17 protein-coding genes and 1 pseudogene are annotated in these 22,729 nt (G+C 45.5%); 14 read left to right on the plus strand and 4 right to left on the minus strand.

Annotated elements, in window-relative coordinates:
* Nucleotides 1–256: 256 nt before the first annotated feature.
* Nucleotides 257–1,177, minus strand: a pseudogene (locus A3GG_RS12595) (ATP-binding protein); the annotation flags it as partial.
* 810 nt (nt 1,178–1,987) lie between these two features.
* On the opposite strand from A3GG_RS12595, the gene A3GG_RS0103105 reads away from it, so the two are divergent.
* Both A3GG_RS0103105 and A3GG_RS0103110 read left to right on the plus strand, forming a co-directional pair.
* The gene (locus A3GG_RS0103105) at nt 1,988–4,504 is read left to right on the plus strand and encodes a glycoside hydrolase family 84 protein (RefSeq protein ID WP_051074812.1); all 2,517 of its coding nucleotides are present in this window, start codon (nt 1,988–1,990) and stop codon (nt 4,502–4,504) included.
* Nucleotides 4,473–6,218 carry a DUF4091 domain-containing protein gene (locus A3GG_RS0103110; protein ID WP_018357863.1) on the plus strand — a complete coding sequence of 582 codons (1,746 nt, stop codon included), beginning with the start codon at nt 4,473–4,475 and terminating at the stop codon, nt 6,216–6,218. The genes A3GG_RS0103105 and A3GG_RS0103110 overlap by 32 nt, the downstream gene beginning before the upstream one ends.
* Here A3GG_RS0103110 and A3GG_RS0103115 read toward each other — a convergent pair.
* From A3GG_RS0103115 to A3GG_RS0103125, 3 genes are all read right to left on the minus strand, one after another.
* Nucleotides 6,209–7,549 carry an MATE family efflux transporter gene (locus A3GG_RS0103115; RefSeq protein ID WP_018357864.1) on the minus strand — a complete coding sequence of 447 codons (1,341 nt, stop codon included), beginning with the start codon at nt 7,547–7,549 and terminating at the stop codon, nt 6,209–6,211. The two genes, A3GG_RS0103110 and A3GG_RS0103115, sit on opposite strands and share 10 nt — an antisense overlap.
* Before the next feature lie 87 nt (nt 7,550–7,636).
* Nucleotides 7,637–9,322 carry a DEAD/DEAH box helicase gene (locus A3GG_RS11715; RefSeq protein WP_018357865.1) on the minus strand — a complete coding sequence of 562 codons (1,686 nt, stop codon included), beginning with the start codon at nt 9,320–9,322 and terminating at the stop codon, nt 7,637–7,639.
* Nucleotides 9,323–9,328: 6 nt separating this feature from the next.
* A complete protein-coding gene (locus A3GG_RS0103125) occupies nt 9,329–10,864 on the minus strand; it encodes a THUMP domain-containing class I SAM-dependent RNA methyltransferase (RefSeq protein WP_018357866.1) in 1,536 nt (511 codons plus the stop codon).
* A 131-nt stretch (nt 10,865–10,995) separates the two neighbouring features.
* Between A3GG_RS0103125 and A3GG_RS0103130 the strand changes: the two genes are divergently transcribed.
* The 12 genes from A3GG_RS0103130 to nhaD all read left to right on the plus strand — a co-directional run bounded on the left by A3GG_RS0103130 (nt 10,996) and on the right by nhaD (nt 22,555).
* Nucleotides 10,996–11,256 (plus strand): LysO family transporter, encoded by a 261-nt coding sequence (locus A3GG_RS0103130; RefSeq protein WP_018357867.1) that lies wholly within the window; start codon nt 10,996–10,998, stop codon nt 11,254–11,256.
* Nucleotides 11,253–11,855 (plus strand): LysO family transporter, encoded by a 603-nt coding sequence (locus A3GG_RS0103135; RefSeq protein WP_018357868.1) that lies wholly within the window; start codon nt 11,253–11,255, stop codon nt 11,853–11,855. The genes A3GG_RS0103130 and A3GG_RS0103135 overlap by 4 nt, the downstream gene beginning before the upstream one ends.
* A gap of 129 nt (nt 11,856–11,984) precedes the next feature.
* The gene (locus tag A3GG_RS0103140; protein ID WP_018357869.1) at nt 11,985–12,605 is read left to right on the plus strand and encodes a hypothetical protein; all 621 of its coding nucleotides are present in this window, start codon (nt 11,985–11,987) and stop codon (nt 12,603–12,605) included.
* Nucleotides 12,602–12,886 (plus strand): winged helix-turn-helix domain-containing protein, encoded by a 285-nt coding sequence (locus A3GG_RS0103145; protein WP_018357870.1) that lies wholly within the window; start codon nt 12,602–12,604, stop codon nt 12,884–12,886. The genes A3GG_RS0103140 and A3GG_RS0103145 overlap by 4 nt, the downstream gene beginning before the upstream one ends.
* 40 nt (nt 12,887–12,926) lie before the next feature.
* Complete coding sequence (locus tag A3GG_RS0103150) at nt 12,927–13,379, plus strand: DUF2141 domain-containing protein (protein ID WP_018357871.1); 453 nt, start codon at nt 12,927–12,929, stop codon at nt 13,377–13,379.
* 409 nt (nt 13,380–13,788) lie between these two features.
* Nucleotides 13,789–14,709: a 4-hydroxy-tetrahydrodipicolinate synthase gene (gene dapA, locus A3GG_RS0103155; RefSeq protein ID WP_018357872.1), complete on the plus strand. Its 921-nt coding sequence runs from the start codon at nt 13,789–13,791 to the stop codon at nt 14,707–14,709.
* A gap of 20 nt (nt 14,710–14,729) precedes the next feature.
* A complete protein-coding gene (locus tag A3GG_RS0103160; RefSeq protein ID WP_018357873.1) occupies nt 14,730–15,998 on the plus strand; it encodes a nucleoside permease in 1,269 nt (422 codons plus the stop codon).
* A complete protein-coding gene (locus tag A3GG_RS0103165) occupies nt 15,985–16,506 on the plus strand; it encodes a nitroreductase family protein (RefSeq protein WP_026215578.1) in 522 nt (173 codons plus the stop codon). Before A3GG_RS0103160 ends, A3GG_RS0103165 begins: the two co-directional genes overlap by 14 nt.
* Nucleotides 16,507–16,531: 25 nt before the next feature.
* Nucleotides 16,532–18,517, plus strand: a complete 1,986-nt coding sequence (locus tag A3GG_RS0103170; RefSeq protein WP_018357875.1) for a DUF4954 family protein — start codon at nt 16,532–16,534, stop codon at nt 18,515–18,517.
* A gap of 178 nt (nt 18,518–18,695) precedes the next feature.
* The gene (locus A3GG_RS0103175; protein ID WP_018357876.1) at nt 18,696–18,980 is read left to right on the plus strand and encodes an HU family DNA-binding protein; all 285 of its coding nucleotides are present in this window, start codon (nt 18,696–18,698) and stop codon (nt 18,978–18,980) included.
* A 355-nt stretch (nt 18,981–19,335) separates the two neighbouring features.
* The gene (locus A3GG_RS0103185) at nt 19,336–20,997 is read left to right on the plus strand and encodes an Rne/Rng family ribonuclease (protein WP_018357877.1); all 1,662 of its coding nucleotides are present in this window, start codon (nt 19,336–19,338) and stop codon (nt 20,995–20,997) included.
* A 169-nt stretch (nt 20,998–21,166) separates the two neighbouring features.
* Complete coding sequence (nhaD, locus tag A3GG_RS0103190; RefSeq protein WP_033408263.1) at nt 21,167–22,555, plus strand: sodium:proton antiporter NhaD; 1,389 nt, start codon at nt 21,167–21,169, stop codon at nt 22,553–22,555.
* Nucleotides 22,556–22,729 lie beyond the last annotated feature (174 nt).

Raw genomic sequence — 22,729 nt, forward strand, 5'->3', positions numbered from 1 at the left:
GTTGAGCAGAATACGCGAACGCACTCTCCCCAACTTATCCCGAAAAGACTCTTTGATACGGTAGTACTTTTCGTCCCTCCCAGAATCCGGATTATATCTTGTCTGCGAAATAAAATGCATAGTGCCACAAAGGTAAGGATAAAAAAATCCACCGCTGTGTACTACATTTCGATTTAAAAAACAACTACCCCGATGAAATCAGCATTTCACTCCTCAAAATGCCCAAAAAACACCTCAAAATATACTCTAGGGGTCAAACTTGGGTTAGGTAGTACTTGTTGTTGGCTGAAATAGTCTCTTTACCCTTGATGTTATATCTTTCTACCTTATGTACTAGGAAGGTACTCTCGAGGTGGGAGATATAATTGGAGAGTGTCTCGTAGTTGGTTTTCCTGTTTCGTGACTTAAAGAAGTTGACGATGTTGGCAATGGAGATAATATTGGATGCGTTATTGACCAGATACACAAAGAGGTCATCCAAGAGCTTTACATCCTTTACTTTATACCTTGCCACAATGTCACGAAGCATAACCGTATCTTTTACTGAAGAGACATAGTTCTGCTTCATCTCTTCATTGGGCAGATTAAATAGCTCGGGAAGTGCACCAGTTTGAAGGAAGTCGATGTAACTCTCTTTGTTAGGCTCTTTCTGGCTAATGCCACAGAACTCTGAAAAACTAAAAGGGAGTATTTCAAACGCTACATATCTTCCTGAAAGCAGAGTCGCAAGTTCGCCGGATAGCAGACTAGAGTTGGAGCCACTGATAAATAGCTCGCAAGGCTCAGTAAAGTCTTGAGAGTGTGAATTGACAAACCGCTCCCACTCTTCAATTCCCTGTATTTCATCGATGAAGAGGAATACTTTCCCTTGCGGATTGAGTTCCTTCTTATACAACTGAAAGAGACTCTCAAGATCTTGATAGTCATGAATGTCTGCAAACTCAAGGTATTCCTTATTGATATAAAGGATATTATTGGGGGAGGCGCCGTTGGCAATTAGTTGTGCCGCTATTTGCCTTAGGATGTAGCTCTTCCCCGCACGTCGCTGACCTACCAATACTTTGATCAGTTTGTTATCAATGTATTGACTAATCTTTCCTGTGTAGAATGTGCGTGGGTAACCCAAGTTAATAGGGTTCTCATCCCAGAAGTTGTATTTTCGTATTGGTGTAACCATATCAGGTGTACTTGAAATTATTTTGTAAATATAGATAATTTCAAGTACACTTGAAAATTCTATCATTGTAACAATAATTTCAAGTATGCTTAAAATTCGCTCTGTGTTATAACTAACAGAGCTTGCTCTTCGGTTTGTTGTAGAGAAAGTCTGCAATCAAAAGAGAGGAAACAATGTCAACGAGGAAACCAGGAGGTTAATACGGATCTGTAAGCTTTGTATTTGTAGACTCTTATAGGTACAACTTAATAGATGTGTAGATTCTAACTATATTAATACGTAGACCATATCCTTCCTTCAGGATTAATATATTGTACCTTTAGGTCTTCGCCTGAGTAATGAAAGTCTCTCCCCAGAGGGACTCCAGTCTCTCCCTAGAGGGACTCCAGTCTCTCCCTAGAGAGACTCCAGTCTCTCCCTAGAGAGNCTCCAGTCTCTCCCCAGAGGGACTCCAGTCTCTCCCTAGAGAGACTCCAGTCTCTTCCCAGAGGGACTCCAGTCTCTCCCTAGAGGGACTCCTGTTTCTCCCTAGAGAGACTCCAGTCTCTCCCTAGAGGGACTCCAGTTTCTCCCTAGAGGGACTCCAGTTTCTCTCCTGAGGGACTTTCAGTACTATGCCTAGTCATTATTGTTCCTCTAGGGAGAGACAAAATAGGAGATCGGTTAGTTGGGGCAGGGCAGACGCTTCTTTCAGAGCCTAGATAGTGCGTTTTTTGTAGTATTAAGTAGGGAAAAATTGGTATATTGTCTCTCAATTTGTAGAGCTCTCTAACAGAAGAGTTCATTGTTGTTATACATATAGTTAGGTTTATGATTAGAAAAGTTTGTTTGGGTATCAGTCTAGTGGGAATGCTTTCTACTTATGGTGTCTTGGCACAGACCGATAGTTTTGACCTCGGAAGCCAGCGTCGTGAGTCGCAAGTGGTCAGTACAGTGCCAGGAAAGAAGGTGGATCACAAGGGCATTGTCTTGAATCCAACACCTCAAGAGATGAGGATTGATTGGAGTAATAGTCTTAGTATCCGAAATGGGTTCTCTATCCGTGATCCCAAGAAGAGTTATAGTCGTGACATAGACTTTCTTACAATACGAAGTGGAAAGGGCACTATTCGGGTGACTGTCGACTATGGAGAGCGTATTGCGAAGCGTGCCGGTGTTAAGGCCGTGTCGGGGGCATATTTCCTCTCAATAGGCAAGAAGGGTATTACTATTACAGGCTACGACGATAGGGGCGCATTTTACGGACTGCAGACGCTTCGTCAGTTACTCTCTAGCCCTTATTTACGTGGTGGAGTGCTACCTTATATGACCATTAATGACTATCCCGACTTCCCTAATCGTGGCGTAGTAGAGGGCTTTTATGGAGCACCTTGGTCGCACGAGGTTCGGCTATCATTGATAGACTTCTACGGTAAAAATAAGATGAATATCTACCTCTATGGCCCTAAAGATGATACCTACCATCGTACTCCAGGGTGGCGCTTACCTTACCCAGAGGAAGATGCGAAGAAGATTGTTGAGCTAGTTGAAGCGAGCAAGCGAGCTCGCGTAGACTTCGTATGGGCTATCCATCCAGGTCAGGATATCCATTGGAATGAGGAGGACTTCAATAATATTGTGCGTAAGTTCGAGATGATGTACGACCTTGGGGTGCGCCACTTTGCTGTCTTTTTCGATGATATTAGTGGTGATGGCACCAATCCGTATAAGCAAACGGAGTGGCTCAATCGTTTGACCACGGATTTCGTAGATAAGAAGGGCGATGTATCTCCGCTTACTGTTTGCCCCACCGACTATACTAAGTTGTGGGCTAATCCTACGGAGGAGGGTGCCCTTGCTGTATATGGTAAGACATTGAACCCCGAGATTAAGGTATTCTGGACGGGCGATGTCGTGTGTGCCGATCTTACTTGTTCCACGCTAGAGTTTGTAAATAGCCGTATCAAGCGCCCTGCTTACTTTTGGTGGAACTTCCCTGTCACCGACTATGCTCGTCAGGTGCTTATGATGGGACCTTCGTATGGTTTGGATACTACTCTAACGAGCAATGAAGTAGTGGGTGTCCTGAGCAATCCAATGGAGCATGGTGAGGCCAGCAAGTTGGCTCTTTATGGTGCTGCGGACTATGGTTGGAATGTGCAGGACTTCAATTCTATGGACAATTGGGAGCGCGGTTTGGTAGAGATTGTGCCAGAGGCTCCAGAGGCTTTCCGTACTTTTGCTATCCACGCTACAGATACGGAGACTGGCTATCGTAGAATTGAATCGTGGGAGACCGAGACCTTTACGATGGAGCAATGGGAGCCTGCAAAGGTAAGTGCACTGAATGTGGAGTTCATCAAAATCCAAGAAGCAGCGAAGTGCCTACTGAGTGTGGGTATCAATCCCCTTTTGCTCTCAGAGCTGAAGCCTTGGATTATAGAGTTGGGTAAGCTAGGAGCCCGTGGACAGCGTGCTATTGAGCTTGGGCAAATCTATAATGATGGGCACAGTGATGCTCTATTCTGGAATAGGTATGTAGCCAATGTAATGAGTGATGACGAGGTAAAGAACTACCAAGCGCATAAGTCAGGGACCATGAAGCTACAGCCTTTCTATGACCATATGATGGCCGATCTCGCTTTCTTATTTTACCAAAAGCTCACTAATGAAATTCCTCACGACTATAAGGGCATTAGTTCGTTTGCCAATAGTGGTGGGGCTACTTCCAAGCTGATGTTGGATAGAAATGATAGTACCTATTACACATCAGCGGTATCTCAGCAAGCTGGTTCGTGGATAGGAGTAGATCTTAGAGAGGCTCGTCCTGTCCGTGAGATACGTATATTGCAGGGACGTAATAGTGTGGATGATGTAGACTATTTCGACCATGCTACGCTACAATACTCAGTAGACGGTAAGGAGTGGCATACTCTGATTCCTGAAGTAGAGAAGAAGTATGAGATAGAGTGGAAGGGCAAAGAGGTGCAGGCACGGTATGTACGTCTCATGCGTCTCAATTCTGAGCGCCGCAATTATGCTGCCGTGCGTAGCTTCGAGATTAACCCTATGGAGGGGTACAATGCAGCAATGGATTGCAGTCTTTCTACGGCGCTTGATCTGAATGGTTCTCTCGAGTTGGAGGTTGCTTCAGGTGCCAAGCAGCTGGTATTGCTCCTCGGTGAGGTGTCCGCACCAATAGAGGTGAAGCAGCTTAATGCCAAGGGAGAAGTGGTGGCAACTGATAGGGTTACGAGTCCGTATACTCAATTGGATAAGGTGAGTCCTCAGGTGACCAAACTATTGATAAGTGGTAATGGAACTATCTATGAGGTTATTACTAGATAAGTTAGCAATGGGTGTGTGGCTGGTGGCGATTCTTTCGTCACCAGCACTACTTGCTCAGGACTATGTGGAGCTGGGCGATCCTAAACCGCACGATAGTGCGCAGGTATGGGATAAGGGTTTGCAAGAAAAGATGGCTGTGGAGTGGGGTTCGACTAATACCCGCTATCCTAAGCACGATCTCCCACGAGAGATAAGGGGTAAGAGTGTAGAACTATCGGCGTGGCGAGGAGAGCGGGTTAATGCCCAAGCGGTACTGTATACTCGGGTGCCCCTTCATCAAGTAAAGGTGGAAGTGAGTGACCTGAGAGGTGAGCAAGGTTTAATACCTTCGGATGCTATACGTACCCACTTCGTACGCTATGTGATGAGTGATGAGCTAAATCCTGAAGGTTCGGGCAGCGGAGGCTGTGGTCAGAGACCCGACAAGAGTCAGTGGGACTCTATCCTTGTGGCTGACGTACTAGATAGTATTGCAACTCGGGATGTGCAGGCATATACCGTCCAACCCATTTGGGTACAAGTGGCTGTGCCGAGCGAGGTGGCTCCAGGACTATATACGGGGAGTATTGGAGTAGCAGGACATAAGTTGACTCTAAAAGTAAGGGTAGGGGTGAGAGAGCTTCCTCCACCTTCGGAGTGGCAACAGCATCTTGACTTTTGGCAAAACCCTTATGCCGTAGCACGATATCATCAGGTTCCGCTGTGGAGTAAGGCACATTTCGAACTGATGAAGCCCCTATTTGGTATGCTACGTGATTCAGGTCAGCGGGCTATCACAACAACTATACTGTACAAGCCTTGGAATGGACAGACCGAGGATCACTACGATAGTATGATTGGTCGTACTCTTAATATTGATGGTACTTGGCGCTATGATTATACGGTATTTGATAGATGGGTGACCTTTATGCTCGAGGAAGTAGGTATAGATGGGATCATTAGTTGCTACAGTATGATACCTTGGCAGCTTAGCTTCGACTACTACGACCAAGCTACCTCTAGGGTAGAATACGTAAAGGCAAAACCAGGAGATAAGGCATATACTGACTATTGGTACCCCTTCCTGAAAGACTTTGCTAAGCATCTAAGAGAGAAAGGGTGGTTCGACCGCACTATGATTGCCATGGATGAGCGCCCTATGGAGGCTATGCGTGAGGCTATCAAGATTATTAAGAGTGCCGATGCTGACTTTAAGATATCGCTAGCAGGCAACTATCATGAGGAGATTATTGATGACCTTTACTATTGTAGCATTCCCTATGGACACAAGTTCCCCGAGCAAAAGCTCAAAGAGCGAAGAGCAAAGGGACAGATCAGCACGGTGTATACTTGCTGTACGGAGGCTTTCCCCAATATCTTTACCTTCTCGCCACCTGCCGAGGCTTCATTTACTGCAGTCTATGCACTAGCCGCTAATTACGATGGCTATCTGAGGTGGGCTATTAATAGTTGGGTCAAGGATCCATTGAGGGATAGCCGTTTCCGCTCATTTGCCGCTGGTGATCCTTACACTATCTATCCAGGGGCAAGGAGCAGTATTCGTTTCGAGAAGTTCCTCGAAGGCAAACAGATGGCTGAGAAGGTACTTATCCTCAGGCGAGAGGGCTACAATCCACACCTAGAAAAGCTCCTCGAGAGATTTGTCTCCAATGAGCGACAAGAGAGTGCAGAGGAACTGATAGAGGCGCTTGGGGTACTTATCAATCAGTTGTAAGACTTTGTGAGCCTCGTGATATAGCGATAGCTCATGATACCAATGAAGAGGAAGTAGATCACCTCTACGGTGAAGCACATGGCTACTGTAGCACCTAGGAGATAGACCATTACGGCTCCGTATACGAGATAAAAGGCAGTATTGATGAGTTCGATCAGGAATACCATCTTGGTATTTCCGGTCGAACTCACTGCATTGAAGTACATATTACCTGCAGAGGCAATGAGTGCTGCAAGTGAAAATACCCTTAGGGTGGCTACTGCATCATGGATAAGATCCGGATTGTCTGTAAATATGCGGAGCGGTAGCTCAGGAAATAATTGTATGAAGGTAAAGATAATGAGCATCGTGCCAAAGGAGAGACGTACTGCGCGTGCCATATATCGTGATAATTGTTCTAGCTGTCCAGCTCCTACGATATGCCCTACGGTGGTACGTACTGAGGTTCCGTATGAGTTCATCGGCATAAATATAAGGACATAGATCTGTCGGGTAATAGATGCCACTGCCAGCTGCCTCTCGCCCAAACTCTCTAGCATGAAGAAGAATATTGCCCATACCGATTGGCTAACAAATGCTTGTAGCATTAGGTATGAACTCATATTGAAGAGTTGTTTGGAGAGCTGTCTATCTAACGCCAATAGGCTAGATCTATTGATGCCGAATACTTCGGTATCTACCTTGAATCGGATATAGAGGATATAAAACAGCACGGATGCTGCTTCGGCTGCTACACTCGCTATAGCTGCTCCTTTTACGCCCATCTCTGGGAACCCTAGATTGCCAAAGATAAGTCCGTAGTCTAGTACGATATTGACAATGGACATCACTACTGAATTGAGCGTAAGTACCTTGGTGCGACCAATGCCTACAAAGAAGGAGCGGAAGGTGGCAGAGAGAAAGGCGAATACAAAACCGAAGCTGCGATATGTCCAATACTCTATCGCTGTTTCCGCAACCCTTGGGCTACTGAGTAGCCCTCTGAAGAGGGTCGGACCAGCAACTATAGCGATGGTGGTAACGGTAAGTGCTGCTAGGATGAGGAGTTTGATACTTTGCCCCAATACCCTGCCGATGTCGGCTTTGTTATTCGCTCCGTAACGATGACTGGTGAGGATCTGAGTACCACTTGCCAATCCCCATCCTATGGTGTAAATACTAAAGTATACCAAGCTGCCCATAGCGGTACCGCCGAGCTGAATTTCTCCCACACGGGTGATGAAAGCAGTATCCACTACCCCAATAAGGCTTTGAGCTATTAGGGAGATAAAGACAGGCCACGATAGCCTGAGTATATTCTGGGTTGTAAGATCTAGTTTATATTCCGACATATATCGCACTGGATGTTTGTTTCCTACGCAAATATACCCAATATAAATAGGAAAAGCCCGTGGAGTAGGGTGCTCCACGGGCTTCTATTACTTCTTGCGCTTATGGCGGGTAACCCTGATGGGTTTCTCTCGGTATTCAAACTCATTGAGCGCCTCTTGCACATCCTCAGCATCGTGCGGACGTATCTCGAAGGTAGCATTGCGGTCATAGACATCTATCTTGCCTATAGGCACTCGGCGGCCAGTGCAGTGCTCAATCATATCTATCAGGATATTTGGGTAGAGCTTATCTTTCTTCCCGAAGTTAATCTGAAGGAGCTCCATATTCTCTCGCCCTTTACCTTTCCTTGGCTTCTCACTCCTTTCTCGTTTATTGCCTCGCTCAGGTCGCTCAGGTCTCTCCTGCCTATCACGTCTCTCCCTTTTATCCTCTCGAGGTGCTCTATCGGGAATTTCTTCTATCTGCTGAGCATTCTTGTAGTAGTCGAGCATCCGAGAAATCTCTATATACACTAGCCTTTGTAATAGTTCCTCGCTATCCAACCATGAGAGGCGGTTTATTACAGCCTCCATATAGGGAGCTATGGCCTCAAGGTCTGGCACAGTATGTTCCATGCGATGGACAAATTGCATTAGCTGTTTCTCGCAGATATCTTCTGCCTTAGGGAGCATTGCCCGTTCGATAGTGATGCCACTCTCCTTTTCTATGCGCTTAATCTGTCCCCTCTCTCTTGCGTGGCAGATAGCTATAGAGATACCTTTTTTCCCCGCACGAGCTGTACGACCACTACGGTGGGTATAGTTCTCGACCTCAGTAGGGATACCATAGTGGATGACGTGCGTAAGGTTATTCACGTCTAGTCCTCTAGCTGCTACATCTGTGGCTACAAGCAACTGAATCATTCCGTGACGGAAACGATTCATCACGTTGTCTCTCTGTGCTTGGGATAGCTCCCCATGGAGCGCATCGGCACTATAGCCATCGGCGATCAACTTTTCCGCTATCTCCTGGGTGCTCCTACGTGTCTTACAAAAGATGATACCATAGATATTGGGGTAGTAGTCCGCAATGCGTTTGAGCGCTAAGTAACGGTCATCCGAAGACACTACGTAGTAAAGATGCTGTATATTGTGATTGACCCTCTGCTCATTACCCACCGAGATTTCAGTAGGATCTTTCATGTACTTGCTGATAATCTTTCTTATCTCCTCGGGCATTGTAGCGGAGAAGAGTAGTAGATGGCGCTCGGAAGGAATGTTCTCAAGGATACTATCAATATCCTCGCTAAATCCCATATTGAGCATCTCATCGGCTTCGTCGAGTACGACATCGTAGACCTGACTTAGGTCAATCGCTTTCCGCCTCAGGAGATCGAGCAAACGCCCAGGCGTAGCAACGACTATCTGAGCCCCTCTTCGGATACGTGAGATCTGATCCTCTATAGAGGCTCCACCGTACACAGCTACAATATTAACATCGTCTAGGTGGATAGCAAACTGGGCTAAATCACGAGTAATCTGCATACATAGCTCACGGGTAGGAGCTAGTATTAGCGCTTGTGGATGGTGCTGAGTCGTATCAAGATTTTGCAGAATCGGAAGTCCGAAAGTGGCGGTCTTGCCACTACCTGTCTGTGCGAGTGCAATAATATCTCGGGCTTCGCCTAAGAGCAGTGGTATTACTGCTTCTTGTATAGGCATAGGGGCTTGGAAGCCCATCTTGTTGATGGCTTCGAGTAGGGGACGAGATACCCCCAATTCTGCAAACGTCATAATGTTTTATTCTTCAGAAGGTGTGTTGTCTCCAGGCTTACGCTCATGATTGGCTCTAGGGGTGAAGCGAACTGGCTCACACTCCTCGCGGTGGCGAGAGCTGAACATAGACCTCTGCTCCTCATACGCTTCATTGGCATGATTGGCTTGGAAACTACGACGTTCTCCACGCTCCTCCCTTGGTTGGGAACTGCGTCTGTCGTCGCGATTGTTACGGTTGTCGCGTCTGCGATCGTCGCGATTGTCTTGTCTTGGTCGGCGGCTACTCATACGGAAAGCTTGTTGCTCACGCTTCATCGCCTCGCGCTCACGATAGTACCGCTCACGCTCCTCGAGTGATGGAAGTAACCCCTGTTCACTAAGCTCCTCTAGGTGGTCGCTACGCTTGCCCTCAAACATCTCGTAGCCTCTGAGTTCACACTCAATCATCCCATTGTAGAGCTTCTCTCTATGGAATTGCTTTAGTCCAATGGCATTGAACCCTTCCTCTAGGCTGCCACTTATAATCCACGCTTTCCACCCTGTAAATACATGCTTAAGGGTAGACCCAATATTGCTATAAAGCTTCTCAAGGTCATTGGGGCGCATACGGTCGCCATAGGGAGGATTCATGACGATGATACCCTCACTTGCAGGTCTATCCTCTAGAGTGTACTCCTCAAAAGCCTTTACCTGAAGGTCTACATACTTTGTGATACCAGCATTCTTGATATTTCCTCTCGTGATAGCAATAGCCTTAGGATGATTGTCCGAACCATATATCTTATGTTCGAAAGGCTTCTCTTCCCAGTCCTCAAGGACGTCACTAAATAGTTCGCTGTCGAAGTCTGTCCAGCGCTCAAAGGCATACTGAGCTCTGAATATACCTGGAGGTATGCCTAGCGCAATCAACGCAGCCTCTGTTAGGAATGTCCCACTACCACACATGGGGTCTAGGAAATCGCACTGTCCTTCCCAGCCAGCTCGTAATAAGATACCGGCAGCTAGCACCTCACTGATAGGCGCATCGTTTTGTCCTAGACGATAGCCACGCTTGTGCAGACTTTCCCCACTAGAGTCGAGAGCCAGGGTTACAGTAGTATCCGCTATATGTATATGGAATAGCACATCAGGATCCGCTACCGATACATTCGGACGGCGATCTGCGACATCATTGAAATAGTCTGCAATAGCATCCTTAGCTCGATAGGCTACAAACTTACTATGAGTAAACTGCTCTGAGTAAACGACTGTGTCTACTGCGAATGTAGTACGAGGAGTGAGGTATTGATCCCACTTTATATTATCGTAGAGGTATTGGTAGATTTCATCGGGATTGGTTGCTTCGAATTGAGCAATAGGCTTGAGTATCCTAAGCGCTGTTCGGAGGTGGATATTGGCTTTGTAGAGCATCTTTTGATCTCCTCTAAAAGCTACCATTCTCCTTCCTGGTACTATATCCTTTGCGCCTAACTCTTTAAGCTCATCCACCAAGATATCCTCCAGACCATACATGGTCTTGGCAAGCATATCAAACTCCCCAGTAATCACTTCGTTCACCATTTTTGGTTCCTAACAGACTCTTAAAATCAATTTCGGGCACAAAGGTACAAATAATCAGGGGAATATCAATAGCATACAGCGAGATTGAGTATCTTTGTCACTAATTTGCAAAACTATATAAGGTAGAATATATGTTCAAAGTCGTAGCATTTATGCTCTTAGGCGTGGGGACTGGTTGGCTACTCAGACGATGGAGGATGAAGTGGATTAGTCAGGTAACCATGTTGCTTATCTGCTTACTACTCATTGTCCTCGGAGCAGAAGTCGGTTGGTCTAGAGATGGTATTGACAACGTATTTGTAGTGGTCGGTAGTGCACTCCTTGTTGCCGTTCTTGGCATAACTGGTAGCGTATTGCTTACCCATATATTGCACAGGAAGGAGCAGAAATGAGAGACAACTTTATACTCCTAGGTTGCTTTTTCCTCGGACTCGTACTAGGTATTTACGAATTAATTCCACCCCAGGTTATAGAGTCTGACCTTAGCAATTACCTTCTATATCTTCTGATGTTCACAGTGGGGATGAGTGTTGGTAATGATGCCGAAACACTCAAGGGCTTTCGCAAACTGCCAAAGCGCATCGTAACACTACCATTTCTCTCTATTGTAGGTAGCTTACTAGGGGGCGTAGCGGCTGCGCTTATCCTCGGAGGTAGCTTTTTCTCCACTATGGCGATAGCTTCGGGACAAGCCTATTATTCTCTCTCCAGCATCATCATCACTGAGCGATTAGGGATAGCGCTAGGCGCCATTGCACTTCTGGCTAATGTGATACGCGAACTATTGACCATTGTACTTGCCCCTATGTTGGCTAAGTATATCGGACCTCTGGCTCCGATTGCAGCAGGTGGAGCTACTACCATGGATGTTACGCTTGCGCCGATCCTCAGAGCATCAGGCGCTGAATACTTAGTGCCCTCGATATACCATGGTTTTGTCTGTGACTTTAGTGTGCCTATCCTTGTCACACTCTTCGTAGGATTAGTGTAGCAAAATAATCCTCCAAACATTTGGTTTATATTATAAACTTATATACCTTTGCATCGAGAAAGGTGGTGCGCACCCTTTTTTATTGTGTGAATGGTTTATAATATAAACTTACTTTGACTATGTGAGATTATGGATGATAAGAAGATGAACGAGTATGAGAGCCTGAAGACGATAGAACAAATGCTACAGGCTACAAAGAGTGACGATGTACGCGGTATCCGTGCGAGCTTTAGGGTATGGGGCAGTGCCTGTCTCTTACTTGGCTTAGGTGCCTTTTTTGCCACTACCTATTTTACCAGTCCTTGGTGGAATATGCTGTGGTTCCTCCTATTTCTATTGCTACTTATCCCTGCGGCTCGTGGTAAAGGAAATAGTGAGCATGTCACTACCTACCTAGAGGAGAGTGTCTCCAAAGTGCTAGGTGCGATGGGCTTCTGTTTCGCTGCCATTAGTGTGGCATTCTTTATTACGTTATTTGCCAAAGGGGAATGTCATTTTCAGCTGATGGCACCATTATCTGTAATAATTGTGGCGCATACCTCTATGCAAGTGTGGAGCTTAGCGAAGAAGAAAGGCTACTTTATCTTTTCGATGGTGATACTGATTGCAGGTATCTTACTGATGAGCAAGGTTGTACTGTCGCTGCCTCACTTTTCTCCTGTCCTACACCTATCAACGGGTGTGCTTTTGGGACTTCTATTCTTGGTGCCAGGGAGTTATTACAATAGAAGGAAGGGACGTAAGTTATGAGAGATTTGGATCCACTACTACACTCTCAGTTGAGGCTCTCTATTGTCTCTATCTTGCTGAGTGTAGTCGAGGCAGACTTCGTCTATCTCCGCCAGAAGACAAGAGCCACCAGCGGAAACCTCAGTGTGCAGCTCGATAAGCTGTCCGAGGCAGGCTATATAGAGGTGGAGAAGGAAAATGCAGGGCGATCTAGCCGCACTAGTTGTCGCCTAACAGCTAAAGGTCGTGCCGCACTAGAGACTTATATCAGGGTGCTCAAGGAGGACTACTTCCCTATGTAGTAAAATAATAAGAAATCAGTAATGTAAGTTTGATAATAATATGAATGCGATAAAAAGAATGATCTTCCCACTGGCTATCTTAGCTATGTGCCTAGGAGGTGTTGCCAAAGTTTTCGCTCAAAGTGAGCAGGAGACTATCGAAGCTAATCTTAAGATTTTTCTAAAAGGTCTTGAGTGTAATGAGGGGCAAATTATGATAGCGGTATTTGATTCCCCAGAATTTTTTCTCCTGAAGCCAATCAAAGCAATTGCTATTCCTGCAGATAGTATATCTTCCATCCCAGTATCACTAAATCTTCCTAGAGGAATATATGCTATCGCACTATTTCAGGACGCCAATAACAACGGAATATTAGATATTGGAAACAACGGTATCCCTACAGAGAAGTATGGTTTTAGCAATGATGTTGAACCTGTGACGGGTCCGCCTAGTTTTAAGGATTGTTCCTTTGAAATAGAGGAAGACACTACCGTCATGATATCTATGAGATAGCAATATCAGGCCCTAGATTCCGCAAAGTATGCGTTAGCCCCTGATTATTAGTAGGTGGCGCTATTGATAATTAAAGCCCTGTATTCTCCTTGAATACAGGGCTTTAATTATCAATAGCGCCACCTACTAATAATCAGGGGCTAAAGCACACTTTGCGGAATCTAGGGCGCGAGCCGTGATGTCTTTTCAGGGAACTAGCATGGCATGAGTTCCTTTTGAACTCTCTTCTAATCCACTGGGGTGGGGAATGATTGTGCTTCTTCCTGAGTGGATGAACCGAGAGTATTCATCCGTGTCTATTTCTCTAGACTACCGCAAGATATGTTTTCCAAGAGGTGAAGTAGGGCAGATGCTTAGTTTTTTGTAATTTTGCTCGGGTGAGAGGGTGACACATTATATATATTAATATATGAGCAACAAGAGAGAGAGATTATTCCTCAAGGGAATGGGTACGGCTATCGTAACCCCTTTTAAGCAAGATAAAAGTGTAGATTATAATACATTAGAGGCTCTAGTAGAGCGACAAATAGAGTGTGGTGCCGACTTCCTCGTCGTTTTGGGTACTACTGCTGAGACTCCCACGCTTAGCACGGCTGAGCAAGATGTCATTATCCATACTTGTGTAAAGGTCAATAATGGGCGAGTTCCTCTTGTCGTTGGGGCTTCGTCCAATGGCACTTTGAGGACAATTGATAGGCTCAAGACCATGCCAACAGAGGGCGTCGATGCTGTGCTCGTTGTATGCCCCTACTATAACAAGCCCTCTCAGGAGGGACTCTTTCAGCACTTCAAGGCTGTCTCTGAGGCTTCTCCGCTCCCTGTTATATTATATAATGTGCCTGCACGTACAGCGGTGAATATGCTTCCAGCCACTACCCTGCGATTGGCTACAGAGTGCCCTAATATTATAGGAATTAAGGAGGCCAGTGGGATTGTAGGGCAGATAGACTTGGTGTCTAAGCAACGCCCTAAGGACTTCTTTGTGCTTGCGGGAGATGATACCATCACATTCCCACTTATGGCGATGGGTGTAGATGGCGTCATCTCTGTAATTGGCAATGTATTCCCAAAGCAATTTGGGCGCATGGTGCACCTAATGCAGGAGAAGCGATATGAGGAAGCGTTGGTGATTCATCACTTCTTTAAGGAGCTTTATGGACTACTTTTTGTGGATGGTAATCCTGTGGGGGTGAAGTGCGCTATGGCTCAGTTGGGACTTCTAGAGGAAGTTTTGCGATTGCCACTTGTGGAGATGCAAAGCCCTAATAGAGAGAAGATGGTGGAGGAGATGAAGTTACTATGTGCTTCGGAGATTATTAAAGGAGAATAATTAATTTGGTACAAGATTAAATGGATCACACTACAACAAAAAAGACAGGAGCGGGGGGCGTAACGCTACAGTTGATAGCGATGAATTTCTTGCAGTTCGCAGTCTGGGGGGCTTGGCTTATTTCTTTGGGCGCATACCTAGGAGGCACACTACAGTTTAGTGGAATACAGATTGGTAGCTTCTTTGCTACGATGGGTATTGCGGCTCTCTTTATGCCTACTCTGATGGGTATAATTGCAGATAAATGGATTCCTGCTGAGCGATTGGTTGCCATCTGTCATCTTTTTGCAGGCGTGCTAATGGTGTACGCTGCTCAGAGAGTAGACTATTTCGGGCTGTACACCTTTGTCCTACTTAGTGTCTGCTTCTATATGCCCACACTGGGGCTTACCAATGCGGTTGCCTATAGCAAGCTCAATGAAGCCAATCTTGATACCGTGAAGCACTTTCCCCCAATTAGGGTATTTGGTACTATTGGTTTTATTGTAGCGATGCTCGTAGTAGACTGGAGTGGTGTGAAGATGACCAATATTCAGTTTTATATCTCAGCTGGACTCTCCTTTGTGCTGGCGTTATTTATGCTTACCTTCAGACCTACTCCTATAGTCGACAAAGTGGAAAAAGCCAATCGCACGCTTGTAGAGAAGCTCGGCTTGCAGGCTTTTGCGCTCTTTAAGGAGCGGAGGATGGCTATCTTCTTTATCTTCAGCATGCTTTTGGGGATTTGCTTGCAGATAACCAATGGATACGCCAACGACTACCTCACCAATTACTTTGGCAAGATGCCCGAGTATGCCAATAGCTTTGGGGTGAAGTATTCAGGTACACTGATATCCATCTCTCAGATATCCGAGGCGTTGTGCATCTTGATGATTCCTTTCTTTCTTAGGAAATATGGCATCAAGGCAGTGATGCTGATAAGCTTATTCGCTTGGGCTTTGAGGTTTGGCTTCCTAGGGTTTGGTAATCCTGGAAGCGGGGTGATTTTACTTATCCTCTCCATGCTCGTCTATGGAGTGGCATTTGACTTCTTCAATATCTCTGGTTCACTCTATGTGGACAAGAATACGGATGTAAGCCTGCGCAGTAGTGCCCAAGGCGTATTCCTGATGATGACCAATGGATTTGGTTCGTTTATAGGTTCGTATGTGGCAGGATGGGTCGTAGATAAGTGGGGTTATCCTTACTCGTGGTACATTTTTGCTGCCTATGCGCTGACAATTACGATTGCATTTTATTTCTTATTTCAAGATAAATCCAAAGACAAAATAGCGTATGAACATGCTTGAATTATTGAGGACACGCCGCTCCATCCGTAAGTTTGATAGGAGTAGGGCTGTGCCAGACGAAATACTAGAACGCATCTTAGAGGCAGGGCATATAGCACCTTCGGCATGCAATAAACAGCCTTGGCATTTCTATCTGATCAAGAGTCAGGAGGCTAGGGAAAAGGTATGGGCATGCTATGATCGACCATGGGTACAGGATGCTTATGCCTATGTCTTGATTACAGGCGAGGTGGATCAGTGTTGGACTTATCCCGATGGATTAGGCGATACATCACTCTATACCGACTGTGCTATTGCAACAACTAGTATGATGCTACAGGCAACAGCCGAAGGGGTAGGGACCTTGTGGATCTGTAATTTTGATAGACCTAAGTGCTGTGAGCTGTTTGGACTGGATGTCAATAGCCGACGCCCGATAAGTTTCCTCGCTATAGGCTACCCCGATGAGGATACTTCTACACTGCCTTTCAAGCGGAAAGAAATGGAGGAGATCCTAACCATACTCTAAAACACACCATATAAATTTAATACTTATGAGAGCATTGACAAAAGATGAAGTGGTAGTATTGGAGCACAATAACTGCCACTCCGATGATTGGCCTCTGATAACAGTGGCAGAGGGGTTCGACCCTATGTGCTGTAGGGATGTTGTATTCATAGGGCAGTGTACTATCGGAGACCTAAGTGGGAGCCGAACCAATGAATACGGCGTGCCTATACCTAATGGAATCCGTTCGGCACGTATTCATGAGTGTACTATTGGTGATGGTGTATGTATTGACCATATACACGACTGCTTGTCTCGCTATGATATTGGAGACCATGTAACCATAACCAATGTGGATGTGGTGGCAATGAAGGGAGAGAGTTCTTTCGGTGTAGGTGTAAGAGCTTCTGTGCTAAATGAGACAGGCGGTATCGAGGTGCCTATCTCTCGGAACTTAAATGCCCAAACAGCCTATATGCTTACCCTGATGAGCTTCCAAGATAGAGCGTTGAGAGTGAGCTTAATAGAGCTGATTGATGCAGAGTCTGAAGCGGTGCGCTCTACTAGGGGGATAATCGAGGAACATGTGGAGATAAAAAACACGGGTTCCATTGTTAATGCTTTCGTGGGGGCTTATGCCACAATTGAAGGCGCTACTAAGCTGGAAAATTGTAGTCTATGTAGTAGTGTGGAGCACCCGATACGTATAGGATACAATGTGCAGGGGCGTGATTTTATTGCTTCTTTGGGCGCAATGATTGGTGGTAGCTCCATTGTAGAGCGCTGCTTTGTAGGTCAATCGTGCCATATAGACCACTTATTTTCGGCTCATGATTCGTTGATATTTGCCAATTGTAATCTAGAGAACGGTGAGGCTTGTGCTATCTTCGCTGGACCATTTACTGTCTCCAGCCACAAGAGTAGCTTGCTGATAGCTGGGCACTTCTCGTTCCTCAATGCAGGTAGTGGTTCCAATCAGAGCAATCACCTCTATAAACTAGGTCCTATCCATCAGGGCGTAGTAGAGCGTGGTTCCAAGACAAGTTCGGATTCGTATGTCTTATGGCCCTCTCGGATTGGTGCATTCACCTTGGTTATGGGGCGACACGTACATAATGTAGATACAACCGACTTCCCATTTAGTTATCTGATAGAGTCGGAAAATAAGAGTTTCCTTGTTCCTGGTCGTAGCCTACTTAGTGTGGGTACAATGCGTGACGCTAAGAAGTGGCCAGCAAGAGATAAACGCCCCAAGAGCTCTCGTCCAGACTGTATCAACTACAACCTCCTTAGCCCCTTTACCATTGGCAAGATGGAGTGTGCCTACAACAAACTAAAAAGTCTTCAAGACTTTCTTGGACTACACGACCACGTCTATGCTTTTAATAATATCTTCATCAAGTCGAGTAGCCTAAAGCGAGGTCTGGAGACTTATCGCTGGGGTATTGAGAAGTTTGTCGGGAACTCCCTTATCCAGAGAATACAAGATAAATTTGGAGATAAAGCCATCTCCTCCCAAGAGGAGTTGCTCACAGCCCTTCGCCCCGATCATACAGAAGGAACAGGTGAATGGATAGATATGAGTGGTATGATAGCTCCTATCCAGGGGATACACGAGATTATTCGTAAGATAAAGTCTGGCGCCCTTGCCACACTTCCGGAAGTAAATAGTGCGGTGCGTGATCTCCACAGTCGGTACTACGATTTGGAATGGGACTGGAGCTATGAATTGCTGTGCCGGTGGTTCGGAGAACCATTGTCAGCTTCTAAGGTAGTGGAGATAATAGAAAAGTGGCTTCGTGCTGTGGTTGCGATAGACCAGGCACTACTGAATGATGCGCATAAGGAGTATAATATCATAGGTAGGGTAAACCTTGGTATTCAGCCTGATAATGAGATGAATAGATCTTATGGAGAGCAGATAGAAGAGGAGTTTAGTCACAATTCTATTGTGCTCTCAGTACAAGAGCATATTGAGCGCAAGCGAGCCCTAGCTTCGGCTGTTTTGGCTCAATTATCCGGATTATGCTAGTTAATTTTCTACCAATATAAAGGGAATTAGAGTGTTACGGCACAAAAATATAGCTCAAGATTTCGGAAAGCCAATTAAAAATGCTATCTTTGCAATCCGATTACTTTGTGGACGAGAATAACGCTGCTCGGAATGGGAGCGGTGGGAAGTATATAACGATTGTAAAGACATAGATATCATGACTAAAGCAGAGCTCGTAGGAGAGATCTCAAGAAAGACAGGTCTGGAGAAAAAGCAGGTGATGGATACCGTAGAGACCCTGATGGATGTAGTGAGCAATAGCCTCTCAGCGGGTGAGCCGGTATATCTCCGTGGTTTTGGAAGTTTTATCATCAAGCAGCGTGCAGCTAAGACCGCTCGTAATATCACTAAGAATACTACGATTCAATTGCCTGCACGTAAGGTACCAGCGTTTAAGCCTTCTAAGACATTGTCTGTAAAGGTAGATAAGAAGAATGCCTAAGACTAGGCAAAATTGATAACAACTAATATAGATTTGTAATATGCCAAGCGGAAAGAAGAGAAAGCGCCATAAGATGGCCACGCACAAGCGTAAGAAGAGACTGCGTAAGAACCGCCATAAGAAGAAGTAATAACACTTTTGAATATGGTGTGACTCCAGCATGAGTACCCAACTGGGCATAGATTGGTGGCTATGAAGCTACAACAGGCATGCTAAGAAAGCATAAGCTCTTGGAGAGGTTGCCGCCTACTTGTATTAGGTACAGCGACGACTCCAAGGGCTTATCTGCTTTATTGGGGAAAGGGAATATACTGGAGAACTGAAGTTTATTAATTTATTATTTACCAAAACTCGCGTGAAAAGTGAACTAATCATAGATGTTAGACCTAAGGAGGTCTCCATTGCTGTCCTGGAGGATAAGCGACTGGTGGAGCTCCAGAGGGAGAAGCAAAATATTGCTTACTCCGTGGGCGACATCTACCTCGGCAGGGTGAAGAAGATCATGCCAGGTCTGAATGCGGCTTTCGTAGATATCGGGCACAAGAAGGAGGCTTTTCTCCATTACCGTGATCTAGGAGCTAGCTTCAGGACTGCAAAGATCTTTATCCAGGCACAGAGGAAGTATGGCAAGGGCTTTTCTCCCGAGAGGGTAAGGTTGGAAAAGGAGATTGACAAGGCTGGGGCTATCGCAGATATGCTTCAGCAGGGTGATGAGCTGATGGTGCAGATTACCAAAGAGGCAATTTCGACCAAGGGACCAAGAGTTTCTTCGGAGCTGTCGTTTGCGGGTCGATACCTCGTGCTTATCCCATTTGCCGACAAGGTGTCGGTCTCACAAAAGATAAGAGCAGCTGAGGAGAGGCAAAGGCTCAAGCAATTAATCCTCAGTATTAAGCCCACCAATGTATCCGTAATAGTAAGGACATCGGCTGAGGGCGTAAAGGTGGCAGAGCTTGACCACGAATTGCGTTCGCTTGTCAAGAAATGGCAGACTACGGTAGAGAACTTAGGTAAAGAACCAGAGCAGGAGCAACCCAAGGGCAAGAAGGGGAAGCAGAATAATAAGCCTGCAGTGTGGATGCTACATCAGGAGAGCACTCGCCTTCTGAGTCTATTGAGGGATACCTATAGCTCGTCATTTAAGGAGATATGGATCAATGACAAATCGCTCGTACAAGAGACAGCTGATTACATTGATCTAATCGATCCAGGGCACGGTAATATCGTAAAGCTCTATGAGGGACAGAAGCCCATCTTTGATTACTATGAGGTAAGCCGACAAATCAAGCATCTATTTGGTAAGACTGTTACTTACAAGAGTGGAGCATACCTTGTGATAGAGCAGACAGAGGCGATGCATGTAGTCGATGTAAATAGTGGCAATCGCTCTCGAGGTTCTAAAGAACAGGAAGAGACTGCGGTAGATGTCAATCTCTCTGCAGCAGAGGAGATTGCTCGTCAGATGAGGCTGCGAGACCTAGGTGGTATCATTATTATCGACTTTATCGATATGGCTCAAGCCGCCAATAGGCAGAAGCTATTTGAGCATATGAATGAGTACATGCGAAATGATCGTGCAAAGCATACTATTTTGCCTATTACTAAGTTTGGTCTGATGCAGATTACACGACAGCGTGTGCGCCAAGCTACAAAGATTGAGACAGAGGAGGTATGCCCTACCTGCCATGGTAAGGGACAAGTACAGCCCACTATTTTCTTTACCGATCAGGTAGAAGAGATGGTGCGTAAGCTGGCTAATGAAGAGAAGATCAATAAGTTTGCCCTCCATCTCCATCCATATGTGGCTGCCTATCTTACTAAGAAAAAAGGTTTCCTAGGTGGGTCGATACTCACATCATGGCGTTCGAAGTACGGCAAGGGTATTAATGTGATACCTGATGAGTCATTGGGGATGCTTGATTATGAGTTCTACGACTCTGATAAAAACGAACTCTCTTATCTCCTTGAGCCTGAGGATGACAATGAGAGAGAGGACAAAGAGGATTTAGGAAAATAGATAATTATCGCTTTTCCAACCTTCTCCCATAGGGAGAATTTAAGCGTAACTACTCGAAGTGGAGCTATCGGAGATCACCGACAGTTCCACTTCTTCTTGATATTGTGCTTGGTTGCTGATGCTCTTTTTGTACCTTTGCGGCTCTAAATTACAATTAATACTGTTGGTTATGACTTTTATATTAATGCCAATTGTTTTTGTGCTAGGTGTTATAGGTATCGCTTTTGAGGATAAACTGCATATCAATAAGAGCGCAATAGCGCTTCTTATGTGCGTTATTCTTTGGGGGCTGCTTATTGTAACTTACCATGGGAATTATTCTAACGAACTCTTTCGTACTTTCCTAGAGCACAATCCTGCTCTTGCCGATGCCTCTCGGATAGATAAGGCTCAGGCTTATGTTGCAGAGTCTCTTAACATCCACTTGGGCGATGTGGCGGGGACTTTGTTTTTTGTCCTTTGCTCCATGCTTATTGTTAATACCGTAGACCGATATGGAGGATTCAAAGAGATTGCTGCGAAGCTTGCTACAGCCAATAAGCGTAGGCTTATATGGCATATTGGTTTTCTTGCCTTTTTCTTCTCAGCTCTCTTGGATAATCTTGCAGCTGCCATTGTGGTTATTGCTATTATTCGAAAACTGGTGCGGGATAAGACAGATCGCATGAAGTATGCTTGTATTTCTGTAATCGCGTGTAATGCAGGAGGCTCTTGGAGCCCAATCGGTGACGTGACCACATTGCTCCTTTGGCAGAGCGGATATATCACTCCTTTTGTACAGATTAGTCGTCTGTTTATTCCAGCTTTAGTCAATCTACTAGTCCCTCTTACTATTAGTCACTTCTGGTTGTTTAGAAAAGGTGATCAGCTACGTCAAGTGACTCCTCCTCTCTTTGCCAATAAGCACAAAGTAGAATTGCCAGGCACTACTCGAGTAACCGTCTTTATTATTGGGTTCTTGTCGCTCGTTATGGTGCCAGTCTATGAAGTGCTATTTGGTATACCAGCATATATGGGAGCTATCATTGGTCTAATCATCCTCTGGATCTACACCGATCGGATGCAGCTTCGTTTGGAGAATGCAGAGGATCTAAAGGTAGTTCACTTGCTCAAGGATGCCGATCTCTCTTCTCTCTTCTACTTCCTCGGGGTGCTTATGTCTGTGGCAGCTCTTATCACTGGAGGGCAATTGGCAGTAGCTGGTGGGTATTTAGAGCGAGTTACTGATCTATCAGGAAACCAATTTGCTGATACTTCATTTCTCGCTGCTATCTTAGGTGTACTGAGTTCCGCAGTAGATAATGTGGCTCTTGTCGCCGCTACGATGGGTATGTTTCCTGCTGGATATAATGCCGCTATGGTCGTGGATGGCTCATTTTGGCTCTTCCTTGCTTATGCAGCGGTCACGGGTGGTAGTTTGCTGATTATCGGTTCTGCTACTGGAGTTACTGTAATGGGACTAGAGGGCGTGACCTTTGGCTATTATCTAAAACGCTTTTCCGGTCTCGCTCTGGTTGGCTACATAGCAGGGGCTATGGTCGCTTTGATGTTAGTGTGAAGCAGATTAGTCTAGGGAGAATACGATACATTTAGGTCACTTATTACTTCTCAATAGCGACGTTGATACATCTCTATTGAGGAGTAATTGCTTATATCGTGATTACAAATTTGATAATCACCTATTTCCACTCGTTATTTGTGCCAAAAAGTGTAGGATAGGTGGGGATAAATT

This window comes from Porphyromonas levii DSM 23370 (assembly GCF_000379925.1).
Taxonomy (GTDB): Bacteria; Bacteroidota; Bacteroidia; order Bacteroidales; family Porphyromonadaceae; genus Porphyromonas_A; species Porphyromonas_A levii.

Bases quoted from the DNA above. Each gene is read 5' to 3' on its own strand.
- A3GG_RS0103150 (WP_018357871.1), top strand. From the start codon at position 12,927: ATGAATGCGATAAAAAGAATGATCTTCCCACTGGCTATCTTAGCTATG.
- A3GG_RS11715 (WP_018357865.1), bottom strand. From the start codon at position 9,322: ATGACGTTTGCAGAATTGGGGGTATCTCGTCCCCTACTCGAAGCCATC.
- A3GG_RS0103145 (WP_018357870.1), top strand. From the start codon at position 12,602: ATGAGAGATTTGGATCCACTACTACACTCTCAGTTGAGGCTCTCTATT.
- A3GG_RS0103175 (WP_018357876.1), top strand. From the start codon at position 18,696: ATGACTAAAGCAGAGCTCGTAGGAGAGATCTCAAGAAAGACAGGTCTG.
- A3GG_RS0103110 (WP_018357863.1), top strand. From the start codon at position 4,473: ATGGAACTATCTATGAGGTTATTACTAGATAAGTTAGCAATGGGTGTG.
- A3GG_RS0103105 (WP_051074812.1), top strand. From the start codon at position 1,988: ATGATTAGAAAAGTTTGTTTGGGTATCAGTCTAGTGGGAATGCTTTCT.
- A3GG_RS0103125 (WP_018357866.1), bottom strand. From the start codon at position 10,864: ATGGTGAACGAAGTGATTACTGGGGAGTTTGATATGCTTGCCAAGACC.
- A3GG_RS0103140 (WP_018357869.1), top strand. From the start codon at position 11,985: ATGGATGATAAGAAGATGAACGAGTATGAGAGCCTGAAGACGATAGAA.
- A3GG_RS0103170 (WP_018357875.1), top strand. From the start codon at position 16,532: ATGAGAGCATTGACAAAAGATGAAGTGGTAGTATTGGAGCACAATAAC.
- A3GG_RS0103165 (WP_026215578.1), top strand. From the start codon at position 15,985: ATGAACATGCTTGAATTATTGAGGACACGCCGCTCCATCCGTAAGTTT.
- A3GG_RS0103160 (WP_018357873.1), top strand. From the start codon at position 14,730: ATGGATCACACTACAACAAAAAAGACAGGAGCGGGGGGCGTAACGCTA.
- nhaD (WP_033408263.1), top strand. From the start codon at position 21,167: ATGACTTTTATATTAATGCCAATTGTTTTTGTGCTAGGTGTTATAGGT.
- dapA (WP_018357872.1), top strand. From the start codon at position 13,789: ATGAGCAACAAGAGAGAGAGATTATTCCTCAAGGGAATGGGTACGGCT.
- A3GG_RS0103135 (WP_018357868.1), top strand. From the start codon at position 11,253: ATGAGAGACAACTTTATACTCCTAGGTTGCTTTTTCCTCGGACTCGTA.
- A3GG_RS0103115 (WP_018357864.1), bottom strand. From the start codon at position 7,549: ATGTCGGAATATAAACTAGATCTTACAACCCAGAATATACTCAGGCTA.
- A3GG_RS0103130 (WP_018357867.1), top strand. From the start codon at position 10,996: ATGTTCAAAGTCGTAGCATTTATGCTCTTAGGCGTGGGGACTGGTTGG.